The sequence below is a fragment of the Pseudoalteromonas sp. ASV78 genome (genome assembly GCF_047806705.1).
GTDB lineage: Bacteria > Pseudomonadota > Gammaproteobacteria > Enterobacterales > Alteromonadaceae > Pseudoalteromonas > Pseudoalteromonas prydzensis_A.
On the sequence record NZ_JBLOPA010000001.1, the window covers coordinates 1,788,023 to 1,802,180 of the forward strand.

At 41.2% G+C, this 14,158-nt stretch carries 16 protein-coding genes; 5 read left to right on the forward strand and 11 right to left on the reverse strand.

Translation table 11 applies throughout. From position 1 onward, the window contains the following. The 6 genes from ispH to murJ form a co-directional block, all read right to left on the reverse strand. A complete protein-coding gene (gene ispH, locus ACMVDV_RS08205) occupies nucleotides 1-930 on the reverse strand; it encodes a 4-hydroxy-3-methylbut-2-enyl diphosphate reductase (RefSeq protein ID WP_304185689.1) in 930 nt (309 codons plus the stop codon). After that, nucleotides 930-1,370 (reverse strand): FKBP-type peptidyl-prolyl cis-trans isomerase, encoded by a 441-nt coding sequence (fkpB, locus tag ACMVDV_RS08210; protein WP_304185691.1) that lies wholly within the window; start codon nucleotides 1,368-1,370, stop codon nucleotides 930-932. The genes ispH and fkpB overlap by 1 nt, the downstream gene beginning before the upstream one ends. After that, on the reverse strand, nucleotides 1,367-1,867 hold the full coding sequence (gene lspA, locus ACMVDV_RS08215; RefSeq protein ID WP_304185692.1) for a signal peptidase II: 501 nt from the start codon (nucleotides 1,865-1,867) through the stop codon (nucleotides 1,367-1,369). Before lspA ends, fkpB begins: the two co-directional genes overlap by 4 nt. Before the next feature lie 9 nt (nucleotides 1,868-1,876). Next, the gene (gene ileS / locus ACMVDV_RS08220; RefSeq protein WP_416157784.1) at nucleotides 1,877-4,705 is read right to left on the reverse strand and encodes an isoleucine--tRNA ligase; all 2,829 of its coding nucleotides are present in this window, start codon (nucleotides 4,703-4,705) and stop codon (nucleotides 1,877-1,879) included. Between the two features lie 25 nt (nucleotides 4,706-4,730). After that, the gene (gene ribF, locus ACMVDV_RS08225) at nucleotides 4,731-5,657 is read right to left on the reverse strand and encodes a bifunctional riboflavin kinase/FAD synthetase (RefSeq protein ID WP_304185695.1); all 927 of its coding nucleotides are present in this window, start codon (nucleotides 5,655-5,657) and stop codon (nucleotides 4,731-4,733) included. A 109-nt stretch (nucleotides 5,658-5,766) separates the two neighbouring features. Next, nucleotides 5,767-7,305 carry a murein biosynthesis integral membrane protein MurJ gene (murJ, locus tag ACMVDV_RS08230; protein WP_416157785.1) on the reverse strand — a complete coding sequence of 513 codons (1,539 nt, stop codon included), beginning with the start codon at nucleotides 7,303-7,305 and terminating at the stop codon, nucleotides 5,767-5,769. A gap of 295 nt (nucleotides 7,306-7,600) precedes the next feature. On the opposite strand from murJ, the gene rpsT reads away from it, so the two are divergent. After that, nucleotides 7,601-7,861, forward strand: a complete 261-nt coding sequence (gene rpsT / locus ACMVDV_RS08235; protein WP_016708897.1) for a 30S ribosomal protein S20 — start codon at nucleotides 7,601-7,603, stop codon at nucleotides 7,859-7,861. 65 nt (nucleotides 7,862-7,926) lie between these two features. Here the strand turns inward: rpsT and ACMVDV_RS08240 are convergent, their stop codons facing one another. Then, on the reverse strand, nucleotides 7,927-8,310 hold the full coding sequence (locus ACMVDV_RS08240) for a response regulator (protein ID WP_304185698.1): 384 nt from the start codon (nucleotides 8,308-8,310) through the stop codon (nucleotides 7,927-7,929). A 113-nt stretch (nucleotides 8,311-8,423) separates the two neighbouring features. On the opposite strand from ACMVDV_RS08240, the gene ACMVDV_RS08245 reads away from it, so the two are divergent. The 3 genes from ACMVDV_RS08245 (at nucleotide 8,424) to smrA (ending at nucleotide 9,937) form a co-directional block, all read left to right on the forward strand. Next, the gene (locus tag ACMVDV_RS08245; protein ID WP_416157786.1) at nucleotides 8,424-8,867 is read left to right on the forward strand and encodes a hypothetical protein; all 444 of its coding nucleotides are present in this window, start codon (nucleotides 8,424-8,426) and stop codon (nucleotides 8,865-8,867) included. Nucleotides 8,868-8,966: 99 nt separating this feature from the next. Continuing rightward, the gene (locus tag ACMVDV_RS08250) at nucleotides 8,967-9,212 is read left to right on the forward strand and encodes a hypothetical protein (protein WP_064665936.1); all 246 of its coding nucleotides are present in this window, start codon (nucleotides 8,967-8,969) and stop codon (nucleotides 9,210-9,212) included. A 146-nt stretch (nucleotides 9,213-9,358) separates the two neighbouring features. Next, nucleotides 9,359-9,937: a DNA endonuclease SmrA gene (gene smrA / locus ACMVDV_RS08255; protein WP_304185770.1), complete on the forward strand. Its 579-nt coding sequence runs from the start codon at nucleotides 9,359-9,361 to the stop codon at nucleotides 9,935-9,937. 34 nt (nucleotides 9,938-9,971) lie between these two features. Here smrA and ACMVDV_RS08260 read toward each other — a convergent pair whose 3' ends face one another. Both ACMVDV_RS08260 and ACMVDV_RS08265 read right to left on the reverse strand, forming a co-directional pair. Continuing rightward, nucleotides 9,972-10,103 (reverse strand): hypothetical protein, encoded by a 132-nt coding sequence (locus ACMVDV_RS08260; RefSeq protein ID WP_263973403.1) that lies wholly within the window; start codon nucleotides 10,101-10,103, stop codon nucleotides 9,972-9,974. A 97-nt stretch (nucleotides 10,104-10,200) separates the two neighbouring features. Continuing rightward, a complete protein-coding gene (locus ACMVDV_RS08265; protein ID WP_416157787.1) occupies nucleotides 10,201-11,121 on the reverse strand; it encodes a 2-hydroxyacid dehydrogenase in 921 nt (306 codons plus the stop codon). Between the two features lie 169 nt (nucleotides 11,122-11,290). Between ACMVDV_RS08265 and ACMVDV_RS08270 the strand changes: the two genes are divergently transcribed. Next, nucleotides 11,291-13,003, forward strand: a complete 1,713-nt coding sequence (locus ACMVDV_RS08270; protein WP_416157788.1) for a GNAT family N-acyltransferase — start codon at nucleotides 11,291-11,293, stop codon at nucleotides 13,001-13,003. Nucleotides 13,004-13,113: 110 nt separating this feature from the next. Here ACMVDV_RS08270 and ACMVDV_RS08275 read toward each other — a convergent pair whose 3' ends face one another. Beyond that, nucleotides 13,114-13,593 (reverse strand): GNAT family N-acetyltransferase, encoded by a 480-nt coding sequence (locus ACMVDV_RS08275; RefSeq protein WP_416157789.1) that lies wholly within the window; start codon nucleotides 13,591-13,593, stop codon nucleotides 13,114-13,116. A 22-nt stretch (nucleotides 13,594-13,615) separates the two neighbouring features. Next, the gene (locus tag ACMVDV_RS08280; RefSeq protein WP_416157790.1) at nucleotides 13,616-14,047 is read right to left on the reverse strand and encodes a GNAT family N-acetyltransferase; all 432 of its coding nucleotides are present in this window, start codon (nucleotides 14,045-14,047) and stop codon (nucleotides 13,616-13,618) included. Between the last annotated feature and the right edge of the window lie 111 nt (nucleotides 14,048-14,158).

Genomic DNA, 14,158 nt, shown 5'->3' on the forward strand with positions numbered 1-14,158 from the left:
TTAGCGTAGCTCAACAGGTACGGCAAATACGATATTTTCTTCTTCGCCAGGGTTTTCAATTACCTGCTTACCGCCTAGTTCCTTAAGACGATTGATCACTTGTTGTACTAACACTTCTGGTGCCGATGCACCCGCCGTAACACCAACCGCTTTGGCATTAGTAAACCAGTTATCTTCTACATTGCTGGCATCATCAATTAAATAAGCCACAGTGCCCATTTTATCTGCCAGTTCACGTAAACGATTAGAGTTAGAGCTATTTTTAGCACCAACTACCAATAACACATCTACTTTATCAGCTAAATCACGTACTGCATCTTGACGATTTTGGGTCGCGTAGCAAATATCATCTTTGCGCGGACCATCTATTGATGGAAACTTCACTCTAAGCGCATCAATTACATCAGCGGTATCATCAACCGACAAGGTAGTTTGACTGCAATAAAATAAGTTATTAGGGTTTTTCACGTTTAGTTTGGCAACATCTTCAGGGGTTTCTACTAAATAGATACCACCCTTAGCGTTATCGTATTGCCCCATGGTGCCTTCAACTTCAGGGTGACCATGATGACCAATTAAAATACACTCGATACCTTTACGACTCGCGCGAGTCACTTCCATATGCACTTTAGTCACTAACGGGCAGGTTGCATCAAAGACTTTTAAATCTCGACGCTTAGCTTCGCTGCGTACCGCTTGTGACACGCCATGGGCACTGAAGATCACAATGCTGTCATCTGGCACTTGGTCTAGCTCTTCAACAAACACCGCACCACGATTTTTTAAACCATCAACCACGTAGCGGTTATGTACGACTTCATGGCGCACATAAATCGGCTTTTCGAAGATATCTAATGCACGTTCAACAATGCTGATCGCACGGTCGACGCCCGCACAAAATCCACGTGGATTTGCTAGTAAAATATCCATTAGCCATTCACCTCTAAAATATCAACTTCAAAGGTTAAGCGTTGCCCTGCCAGCGGGTGATTAAAATCAATTGTCACAGATTCCCCTTGTACTTCACGCACAACACCCGGTAATTCGGTGCCATCTGGTTGCGTAAACGCAATAATAGAACCAATTTTTGCCGGCGTTTCTGGGCCAAACTTACTACGCTCAACATAATAAATATTATCCGGATTTGGTTGCCCAAACGCATCTTCAGGCTCAAGTTCAAATGACTTGCTGTCACCTGCTGCTAAGCCAAATAAGCATTTTTCAAAGTTTGCCGTTAAACTGCCATCACCCATAGTTAATTTGGCTGGCTTATTATGCACTTTGGTTGAATCTGCCGCAGAGCCATCCGATAGCTTAATTGAGAAATGAAAAATAACTTCTGACTTTTCACCAATAACGAGTTGGCTCATGCTTTTTGTTCCTTAGGACTTTCGCCTGTAAAGGCATCAAATAATAATAACGCGGCACCAATACAAATTGCACTGTCGGCAATATTAAATGCAGGGAAATTCCAGTTTTGATAGTAAAAATGCAAAAAGTCAACCACATAACCATATGCCATACGGTCATATAAGTTACCTAACGCACCAGCAAGTACTAACGAATATGCGCCACAAAGCACTTTGTTGGTAGCTGGTAAGCGTTTTAACCACCAGATCAACAATACGCTGATTGATATTGCGATAATACTTAAAAACCAACGCTGCCAACCACCCGCTTCACTTAAAAAACTAAAAGCGGCTCCGTAGTTGTGTACGTAAGTAAGATTAAAAAACGGCAAAATATCAATTGAATCACGTAAATTCATGGTCTTAACAACCAGTGTTTTTGTAGCAAAGTCTACTACTAAAAGTAGTAGACTTAACCATAGCCACACTAAACCACTTTTTTGGGCTAGTTTACTCACTTAATACTCCTATGCGAACTGACGTGTCTCGCCTTCGCCATCAACATTGCTTACACAGCGGCCACAAATTTCTGGATGCGCAGGATTTGCACCTACATCATCACAGTAATGCCAACAACGTTCACATTTTTCTGCGTCGGTTGCTGATACTGCGATATACAAGCCATCAACCTCAGTTGTTTTTGTGCCTTCTGGCTGTGTATCAACCGCTGTAACAGTGACTTTAGAAGTTAACAATACAAAGCGTAATTCATCCCCCAATGCAGCTAATTTTGCAGCAAGCTCTGCATTTGCGTACAGGTCTACATTGGCTTGCAATGTTGCACCAATCACATCTTCTTTACGTGCGCCTTCAAGGACACGGTTTACTTCATCACGCACAGTAAGAATCGTTAACCAATCATCATTGCTAAATTGGCCTTCGCCAACTGCTTTTAAGCCGTCATACCAAACCGAGGTAAATACATATTGGTCACGCTCACCAGGTAGTGCTTGCCAAATTTCTTGTGCTGTAAAGCTCATGATTGGTGCCATCCAACGCGTCATCGCTTCGGCAATATGATATAGCGCTGTTTGACATGAACGACGGGCATGACTATCACTTTTCGCTGTGTATTGGCGATCTTTAATAACGTCTAAGTAGAATGAACCTAACTCACCAGTACAGAAATTCATTAGCTTTTGCGTTACTTGCAGCATTTGATAGCTGTCATAAGCCGCTAAAATTTCATCTTGTAATTGCGCAGCACGGCCAACAATCCAACGATCCAATTCAACCATGTCATCAATAGCTACTTGGTCAGTTTTCGGCTCAAAACCACTTAAGTTAGCTAGCAAGTAACGGCTGGTGTTACGAATACGACGGTAGCGATCCGCTGAACGGTTGAAGATTTCATCTGACACGGTCATTTCTGCGGTGTAATCAGTTGAAGCAACCCACAAACGTAAGATATCTGCACCGAGTTTATTCATCACATTTTGTGGCGAAATAACGTTACCTAACGATTTTGACATCTTACGGCCGTTTTCATCCACAGTGAAACCATGGGTCAACACTTGACGATAAGGTGCATGACCATTAATCGCCACAGAAGTCATCATTGATGACATAAACCAACCGCGGTGTTGATCTGAGCCTTCAAGGTATAAATCAGCCGGACCAACTAAATCTTCGCGAGCATCAACCACACAGGCGTGTGTTACACCCGAATCAAACCATACATCAAGGGTATCTTGTACTTTCATGTATTGCTGTGCGTCAGCTTCACCAAGTAAAGTCGCAGGTTCTAGGTCATACCATGCTTGAATACCTGATTTCTCAACTAATTGTGCTGCTTGCTCAATCAATGCTTGGGTATTTGGATGAAGAGCACCGGTGTCTTTATCAACAAATAAAGCAATTGGCACACCCCAAGTACGTTGGCGCGAAATACACCAATCCGGGCGACCTTCAACCATGTTAGCAATGCGGCTTTCACCCCATTCTGGTAACCACTGCGTGTTTTTAATCTCTTGTAATGAATCTTGACGCAAATTAGCTTGATCCATACTGATGAACCACTGCGGCGTTGCACGGAAAATAATTGGCGTTTTATGACGCCAGCAATGCGGGTAACTGTGCGTTAAGGCATGGTGATGCATAAGCGCATTACGCTCAGTCAGCACATCAACTACACTGGCATTAGCTTTAAATACATGCTGACCTGCAAAAAGCTCAGTGTCAGGTAAATAAACACCATTTGCGCCAACTGGGTTAGCCACTTCTAAACCATATTGTAAACCAGCCACGAAATCTTCTTGGCCGTGTCCTGGTGCCGTATGCACGATGCCGGTACCTGAGTCAGTCGTTACATGCTCAGCCACAATCACTGGTACGTTAAAGTCATAAAACGGGTGCGCGACTTGTAAATTCTCAAGTGCTGAACCTGTTACATAACCTAATACGTGATAATGATTAAAACCATAACGATCCATCGCATCTTTAACCAGCTCTGAACCTAAAATCAAACGCTGTTGCGCGCCTTCATCATCAACTTGTACTAAGGCATATTCTAAATCAGCATGCACGGCAACTGCGCGGTTAGCTGGCAGTGTCCACGGCGTAGTGGTCCAGATCACAGTGCTTACTGTGCCTTTACCTTCATGATCCGCTTTTAAATCAAACGCGCTTACAACAGCCGCTTGATCAACAAACTGAAAACGTACATCAATCGCTGGCGATTGTTTATCTTGGTATTCAACTTCGGCTTCTGCCAATGCTGAGCCACAATCTGTACACCAATGCACAGGTTTTGCGCCTTTGTGTAAATGACCTTTTTCGATGATGCGACCAAGTACACGAATTGCATTGGCTTCAAAATCAAAGTTCATGGTTAGATAAGGCTTATCCCAATCAGCAAAAACACCTAAGCGTTTAAAATCTACTTTTTGACCTTCAACTTGCTTTTTAGCATAGGCACGGCATTTTTCACGGAATTCTGCGGCCGTGACTTTTACGCCTGGCTTGCCCACTTTTTTCTCTACCATTAATTCAATTGGTAGACCATGGCAATCCCAGCCCGGCACATACGGTGCATCAAAATCAGCTAAGGTTTTTGATTTAACGATAATGTCTTTTAGAATTTTATTTACTGAATGGCCTAAATGGATATCGCCATTTGCATACGGAGGGCCGTCATGCAAAATAAAGGTTTTTTTACCTTTTTTAGCGTTGCGAATTTGACCATATAGGTCGTCTTCATACCATGTTTTAAGCATTTTTGGCTCACGTTGTGCCAAATTGCCGCGCATTGGAAACGTCGTTTCCGGTAAATTCAAAGTATGCTTGTAGTCGCTCATTAATCCTAGTTTCCGTATCGGCTACCTAATTTAAACCAAAACACTGTTTTGCAGCAGCAACGTCAGTTGCTATTTGTGCCGTCAATTGTGTTAATGTCTCGAATTTTTTCTCATCGCGAAGTTTTTTAATTAACTCCACGTGCATAAACTGTCCATAAATATCTTGCGCAAAGTCGAACAAATGAACTTCTAATAATGCGCGTGTTCCATTAAATGTGGGTTTGTTGCCAATATTTGCAACCCCATACACTGTTTTATCGTTTAACGTCACTTGCACAGCAAACACCCCATTTACAGGGCAGACTTGCCGTTTTAATGCGATATTCGCGGTGCGAAAGCCTAATTCTCGGCCACGCTTCCAGCCATGGATCACTCGTCCTGATATTGCATAATCATGACCGAGCATCGCTTTGGCTTGCACTAATTGACCGTCAGCGAGTGCTTGGCGGATCAAAGTGCTACTTACTCTAGCATTTAATTGCCGAAAACTCGCGGTGCTTTTTACATCCATCTGCGCCGCTTGGCCCATCTTAGTGAGTAAATTAAAATCCCCCTGACGCCTTTTGCCAAAGCGAAAATCATCACCCACTGTTAATGCTTTAACGCCAAGCTTATTGACCAGTATTTCTGTTACAAATTGCTCAGCTTGCATGTTGGCAAATTGTTGATTAAAACTAATGCAAATAACGCGTTCTACGCCCAATTTAGCTAACAAACGTAGCTTGTCACGTAATCGCGTTAGTCGAGCTGGCGCATTATCTTTAGCAAAGAATTCTTGCGGCTGCGGCTCAAATAACATGACCGTGCTGGGTAAGTTATATTTTTTAGCGTCATTGAGTAACCCATTGAGTACTTCAGCATGACCTAAATGCACGCCATCAAAATTACCAATGGTCAACACACAGCCATAATGCTGCGTGCGAATATTGTGAATACCTCTAATTAACTCCATGCCACCTAATGCCTTAATGAGCGTTATGTACCGAGTAAAATTTCACTTGGGTTACAGAACCACCGATTATACCCAAACCACCTCAAGATGCGAGTTTCAGTTAATTTTTTTAGTCCAATTGTGCAGTAACAACGTTTTTTATGGTATTTAGTCGCACACCGAGTAAAAACAACGCTAAAAAGTACACAACGCCTGCCAACGCAAGTAAACCTGAAAGTAAAAAAACTTGCTCACTAAAATGCCATTGACGCCATAAAAACTGCGTTGCGGCATACCACACTACGGATCCCATGAGTAAGGAGGCTGCAACACATTTGCAGGTAAACAGTAAGCTAAAACGCGAAAACTGATAAACCTGCTCTTTGCTTAATTGACGATACAGCAAATACGCATTACAGCTGGCCGACATTGAAGTGGCGAGGGCTAAGCCTAAATAACCAATAAACGGCGCCAGCATAATGTTAAACACCATATTGAGCACCAAGGTAATAATACCAATACGCACCGGTGTTTTGGTATCTTGGCGAGCATAAAAGCCTGGCGCTAATACTTTGATCAGCATAAAGCTAACTAATCCTACTGAATAGGCCATAACTCCCATACTTACAGCCTGAACATGGTCAATCTCGTCATCTTTAAATGCGCCGTGATCAAATAACACCGAGATAATTAACGGGCTTATGATCATTAAACCAACCATCGCTGGTAAACCTAAAAAGATCACAAAACGCACCCCCCAATCTAAGGTGTGCTGAAAATCGCTGCTTTTTTTGCTGCTGTGCAATTTTGATAATGCTGGCAAAATCACCGTCGCAATACCGATACCAAATAAACCTAAAGGGAACTCGATTAACCGGTCAGAGTAATATAACCAAGCAATTGACCCTGTCATCAACAATGACGCGATCATGGTATCTAGAAGTAGATTAATTTGACTAATCGATACCCCAAACAACGCCGGTAACATTAACTTACGGACTTTTTTTACATTTTCGTCTTGCCAAGCCCAGCGCGGACGGCTAAGCATTTTTGCGCGATATAAAAACGGTAATTGAAACAATAACTGCACCACACCACCAACAAATACACCAATGGCAAGTGAATATGCGCCAACCGAGAATTTATCATGTAAGAATATGGCACAGCCAATAATCGAAACATTCAATAACACCGGCGTAAAAGCAGCAACAGCAAAACGGTTATAAACATTCATCACCGCACCACTGAGCGCGACCAGACTGACAAAGAATAAATAAGGGAAAGTGAGCTTAAGTAAGCTGCTGGCTAATACAAATTTCTCACCGTCTGGCCCCCCTTGCCACCACTCAATAAACCAGCCGGTACCAAACAACGCAGCAATAACGGGCGATGCAATAACACCAATGAGCGTTACAATAAGTAAGATAGTCCCTAATGTACCGGCTGCCTGAGCAACAAACAGCCTAACTTTGTCGTCGCCTTGCTGCTGTGTAATTTCAGACAACACCGGCACAAATGCCTGCGCAAACGCACCTTCGGCAAATAAACGACGTAAAAAATTGGGAATTCGGTTAGCGAATAAAAAAACATCGGCGGCAGCACCTGCGCCGAGTAAATTCGCAACAACGGCATCTCGCACTAAGCCTAAAATACGCGATATCATTGTCATACAACTTACAATCATACCGGAACGAAATAATCCTTTAGCCACTTTAAACCTGCTTTAAAACCAACAATAAAGCCGATTATGCCACAGTCTTTTTTATAAATCGCTCTAAAGCACTAGGCTGAACTCACCGCCTTTGTTACAATAGCGTTATTAACTGCTAGAGCGGCAAATTGATGTTCGTTACATAGGAGCAGTTTTTCTTGGCATGTCAAATTTTTATTGACATTCATGATTAAAAAAGGCATATTCCACGGCCTTTAAATTAAGCTTATTTTAAGATTGTTAGGAGCAAACCTTGGCTAACATCAAGTCTGCAAAAAAACGCGCTATCACTAGCGAAAAAAACCGTCAGCATAACGCAAGCCGTCGTTCAATGATGCGTACATACTTCAAAAAAGTAGTTGTTGCTATTGAAGCGGGCGACAAGGAAGCTGCACAGCAAGCTTTCGCAGTTGCTACACCTATTTTAGACCGTTATGCAACTAAAGGTCTAATTCACAAAAACAAAGCAGCTCGTCATAAGAGCCGTTTAGCAGCTAAGATCAAAGCGCTATAATTTGTTTTTGCTAGAATATAAAAAACCGGCCTAGGCCGGTTTTTTTATATCTGTTATTAAACCCATTACACCACTTCTAAATCTGGGTAAAACTTTTTCAACATGGCTGCAATCTTCTTCGGTGTAAACGGCTTAACAACAAACCCTTTGGCGCCTTTGTCAATCGCATCTTTAACGTTCTCAACGGTTGAATGAGCCGAAACCATCACCACGTTGGTTTCAGGGTTTATCTCATTGATCTGGGCAATAATCTCTTTACCATCGCCGTCAGGCAATTCTATATCTAAAAAAATAATATTATAATCGGCCGCCTGACATGCACTGATGCATTGTGCAGCTGTTGATGCTTCTTTAACATTTTCAATGCCTAAGTGCATGAGTGTTTGATTAAGAAAGCTACGCACTGTGCCCACATCATCCACTATTAAAATTGAAAGCTGCGTATTCATGGTTGATCCCCGTAGGTTATGAACTAGGTTTAAGTTATTATGCTTAATAACTAACTTTTCTAATTTAATAATCTCATTATAGAGAGCTCTGCTTAAAAGGCCAGATTTGCTTTATGTCAAACAATATAAAAAAACAATCCTTGTTAGGAAAAACCCCACAACGAAAAAAACCAACGGCATCAACTAACAAGCGCCAAGCCCCCACTCAAACACGCGCTGTAAAAGAGTCAAGCGTTAGTCCTGAATTACCCGTAACCAAAAAAAGTCGCACAGGCCTTATCGCTGCAGTTATCCTTGTCTGCGCTATTTTAATTATCCCCAAACCACAGTTATTAACCTATGAAAAACTAGGGCTAGTCACGCAAAGTGTGTATTGGCCAGGATTATTTGGCTACGGTGCAATGTTATTTGATTCAAATTTACAGCCAAATGTCGATTTAGCACGTAATAGCCTTTATTTATGCCAAAACAATAAGCAACCTGAGACCTGCCAAAAATATCGAATAACCGAACAAGCAGGCTTTTTTTCTGCTTTAAAAAAATTAATTTTGGATTAAAAAAACTAATCTGAAAATATAAAATTACTTGGTTGAAAGGTGCGCAAATTATCACCATAATGGCGCTCCTTTTTTCAACACATGAACAATGATACAACCATGCTAAACGAGCTAGATTGGCTTTTAAATTTTATACTGTTAGCCCTAGGATTAGGGGCGTTTTTTATCAATCAATTAACGATATTGCGTGTAGCGGCGATCAGCGCCTGCGTGCTACTGTTTTTATCATTTAGCTTGGATTTAATGTCATCGAGTGTTATTTCAAACATGAGTTTAGTGTTGATCAACACGTTTTACCTGTTCAAAGTTTATACCTTTGGGCAGTTGAATGTGCCGCAGAATTAATATCTCTCCCTAGATAATTTTATATACCCTACCGCGCTTTACTCGGTGGGGTATTTTTTTGCGCGAATATAACTTGGGCAGCAAAATGAACTAAGTTAAAATCATTGTCGTATTATGCTACTTTGGATTTTACTGTGAGCTCTACTATGCCTTTATCTGACTTTGATTTATTTTTAACGTCTATGGAAGACGTAGTCCGCCTCGATCACGATACCATCAAACCAACCCCTCGTGCCGCGCAGCTCTCGTTAGCACAACAAGAAAAACGCAAATCTGCAGAGCTAGATTTAAACAATGATGAAAACTATCTACGCAGTGAGTTGGTCGAGCTACTCGCGCCAGATGCAGTGTTAAGCTATAAAAATGCGGGAGTTCAAGCAGCTGTATTCAAAAACTTACGGTTAGCTAAATATCAACTTGATGCTACGCTGGACTTACATGGTCGTGCTCTCAAAACTGCACGCCACGCACTTTTTGAATTTATAAGCGATTGCCAAACACGTAATATCCGCGTGGTGCTGATCCGCCATGGTATAGGCTTTAAGAATAAAAAGACCCCAGGAATTTTAAAAAGTTATACCAACAAATGGCTACAGGAAATTGATTGCGTGTTAGCTTTTCATAGTGCATTGAGGCACCATGGAGGAAGTGGCGCAACGTATGTATTGATAAAGAAAAGTGATGAGAAAAAGAGTGAAAACCGGGAACGTCACAGTAAACGCTGACCCGGTGTAAATAATGAGCGCTGCGTAAAGCTTATTATTGTGTTTGCTCTTGTATTACCTCGGCTTGCTCATTCGCACCAGCTTGGTTAAACCATGCGGACACGCCCATTAAAATAATAGAGATCACAATAATACTGAGTTTTACACCACCCTGTTGCTGTTTCATAATAAACCTTATTGTTATTTTTATTATAGAGATACCTACCTAGACTAACCAAAATAACATATGTTAACAACATGTAGAATGCAATTATTCTCTAATATTAATAACCTTTTGTTCTATTAATCTTATTCTTTAGATCATCGCCCGCCTGCAAACGCTGTACATTATCAGCTATTTGCTGGGTGACACTGTTAATATCAGATAGCGCTGCGCAATGCGGTGTGATAGTAATTGCTGGGTGGTGCCAAAATGGGTGATCGACAGCTAAAGGCTCATGATCGAATACATCCAATGTTGCTGCGCGAATAACCTGCTTATCTAATGCCCAAAGTAAATCCTCAGCAACAACATGCTGCCCGCGCGCTACATTAATAAGTACAGCGTGCGCTGGTAATTGTGCTAATAAGTCACGATTAATAAACCCTTTCGTTTGTGCCGTTAGTGGTAATAAACACACCAGATAATCAGCTTCTGCTAACAAATTCGGTAACTCACTTGCTTGATGAATACAATTTACCTCAGGTATATTTTTAGGGCTTTGCGAAACTGCACTGACGCTAAAATTATTAGCCAGTAAACGTTTAGCACAACTTTGCCCTAACTCACCAAAGCCTAAGATCACCACATGATTATGGCTATAAGCGCGTTTGGGTTGCCATTGTCGTTGTTGTTGCTTAATCACATAGTCTTTAAGCCTGAGTTTATGCGCTAAAATATGGGTAAGCACATATTCAGCCATATCTTCGGCTAAATTTTCATCCACTATGCGTGTCACAACGACATTATCGGGGAGTAAATTTAAATCAATGCTATCAACACCAGCGCCAAATGAAGAAACTGCTTTTAAATTTGGTAGTTGTGCCCACATATCTGCAGGTGCCAGCCAAGCAAGCACAAATTCAACATCCTCTAAGTTATCACAGTCTGGCCACTGGGAAATTTTTACATCTGGTAATTTAGCAGCTAACGCAGTAATAATTTTACTGCAATCACGTCCACTAATCGCAACGAGTACGCTCATGTTATGCCTCTAGAGTTATTGATTTGCAAAGAGTATAACCTTTGTTAAAACATTTAATCTAATCGAATTACTGCTCGGCTCTTTAAAAAGTCACACAACTGCAACCTAACTGTCATGGCAAGCTTTTACTCTGGCGATATATTGATCACCATATGCAAACGAGGTAATTATGATCAGTGTTGATAAAGTAATCGCAGCAAATCTACCACAATTAGAAAACTCACCTAAAGTAAAAAGTTTAGTTAAAAAAGGCTTAGGTTATTTGCTTCACGAACAAGAATTTGTTGCATTTGGTGATGCCTACCCGCACTTACAAGGCATTGAGTTTGTTGAGCAAGTGTTAGATGAATTAGATTTTGATACTCGCTACAAGCCAAAGCAGATTGAGAATATTCCTAGCGAAGGTAAGTTAGTTATTGTTGCTAACCACCCTATTGGCTCTTTAGATGCACTGGCATTAATTAAAGTATTATCAAGTGTTCGTAAGGATTTAAAGGTCGTTGCCAATCGCATGTTAATGTCGGTTACGCCAATGCACTCATTATTACTGCCGGTCGATAACTTATCGGGCGCCAGTAAAAAGCAAGAACTCAATAATATCCACCAGCACCTTAAAGAAGCTGGGGCCATTCTCATTTTCCCAGCCGGTGAAGTGTCGCGTTTAAGCCCTACCGGAATTAAAGATTGTAAGTGGAATAGCGGCTTTTTACGGATCGCAAAAAAAGCCAATGCGCCGATTTTACCGATTTTTATTAAAGCCAAAAATAGCCCACTTTTTTATGGCACCTCGATGATTTACAAGCCGTTAGCGAGTTTATTACTGGTTAAAGAAATGTTTAAACAACGACAAAAGTCATTAGAGTTTGAAATTGGCGCATCGATACCTCCAGAGTCTTATTTAATTGAAAACCTCAAAGACAAAGAAGTAGTAAATCTGATCCGTAAGCAGCTTTATGCACTTACCTCAAAGAAAACCTTACCGCTTAAAACGCAAGCGCCCATCGCCTCTTCGGAATGCCGGAAGGAGCTAAAAAAAGCCATCGAACAGTGTGAGCTATTAGGTACCACGCAAGACGGCATGCAAATATACCTTTATCAATATCAAGGCAGCTCACCGATTTTCAGAGAGCTTGGCCGATTGCGAGAGATTTCATTTCGTACCGTTGGTGAAGGCAGTGGTAAGCGTCGTGATATTGATAAGTACGATATGGATTATCAGCACTTGGTTTTATGGGATGGCTCACAACTTGAATTGGTTGGCGCATACAGACTTGCCTGCGCGCAAGCTATTATTGATAAACACGGCCGCAAAGGTTTATATACTGACAGCTTATTTTCCTACAGTGATGAAATGACCCCCTATTTCAAGGCGGGTATCGAGCTTGGTCGCAGCTTTGTGCAACCTAAATATTGGGGGCGTAAAAGCCTTGATTATTTATGGTATGGCATCGGCGCATTTATTCAAAACTACCCACAATATCGCTATTTATACGGTGCGGTGAGTGTTTCAAACGCCCTACCAGAACAAGCAAAAGCATTGCTGGTACATTACTATCAACATTATTACGCTGCTGAGCAAAAGCTCGCTACGCCTAACAATGAGTTTAGGCTCACTGAACAGCAGTTCAAACAATGCCAAAACCTATTTTGTGGTGATGATGTTAAAGAAGACTTTGTTGAGCTCAAACATGTGCTCGCAAACATGGGTGCCCAAGTACCCACTTTATTTAAACAATACACCGAACTATGTGAGCCTGGCGGCGTACAGTTTTTAAGTTTTAGTGTTGATCCTGATTTCAATAATTGTATTGATGGCTTAGTGCTTGTTGATCTTGAAAAAGTAAAAGAAGGCAAAGCAAAAAGATACCTAGGAAAAGAGTGAATTTAGCTTCATCTAAGGTATATATAATTAACTTGAGCATAGAGTTTGGCTAAGTGCTTTTGGGGCCACAGATAATGTACACTTTTGGCTAAAAGCACTTAAACCCTTGGCTAGTAAAGCTTTTTCTGCATCAAACAGGCATCAGTACCATAGCTGCTACTGATGTTTTGATCTACACATACAAAGCCTTGTCGCTGCCAAAATCCCACTGAGTTTTGTAAAGCCACAAGTCTGATCTGCTGGTATGCCGATAATAAAGCATGCTGATGTAAATGTTGGTACATCATTGTCGCTACTCCACGGCCTAATGCACTCTTAGAGACAGCTAGATCATGCAGAAATAAAATGCTTCCTGTAGTTTCATTTGGTAACGGCTGAGATAATTCTGGCGGCACATCACTGTGCCAAGCATGTGCTAACAAATAGCCAACAATACTTTCATCTTGCTGATAAAAAAAACAACTTTCGGGCGAGTTATACCACTTACTTTTTAGCACAGCTAAACTTTCAGGCTCAACACTTGAGTATGCCTGTGCTTGTATTTCTAACACTGCTGACCAAGTTTGATCATTGATCAATTTTATTGTCATTTTTACATCCAACCTTTCCAAGTTATAAGGTTGGTTTGATTACAAAGCCTTTTTCAATATCGGCTTGAAACCCGACTGACTCGTATAAAGCGTGTGCTGCTGTCAGTTTCTCACCAGATAGCAACATGACTTTACAACAATTTTGTTGCCATGCGCTACTAATCGCAAATTCTAATACTTGGCGGCTTAAGCCTTGTCTACGAAACTTTTGCGCGGTGATCACATGCTCTATCATTGCAAAGGGCCTTGCGCCATTGGCGATGCTTTTATTGATAGTCAAAGCACATGTCGAAGCAAGCTCGCCAGCTATATCGGCAACGATCAGAAAAGTTTGCGGATCTTCGATCATCGCCAGCCATGTTTGATTTGCTAGGTTACTTTCTAATTCAGGATCTGTTGGGCGCAGCTCTTTATATAATTTTAGGACTGCCGTTAAATCATCTTTCTTAGCCATTCTTATCATTAATTTATTATTCCTTAAATAGACCAAACTAATCACGAAATGGAGTACCTAAAATATACTTTAATGCATAAAAATACCACTGAGAAACTATTTTTCTAGCAA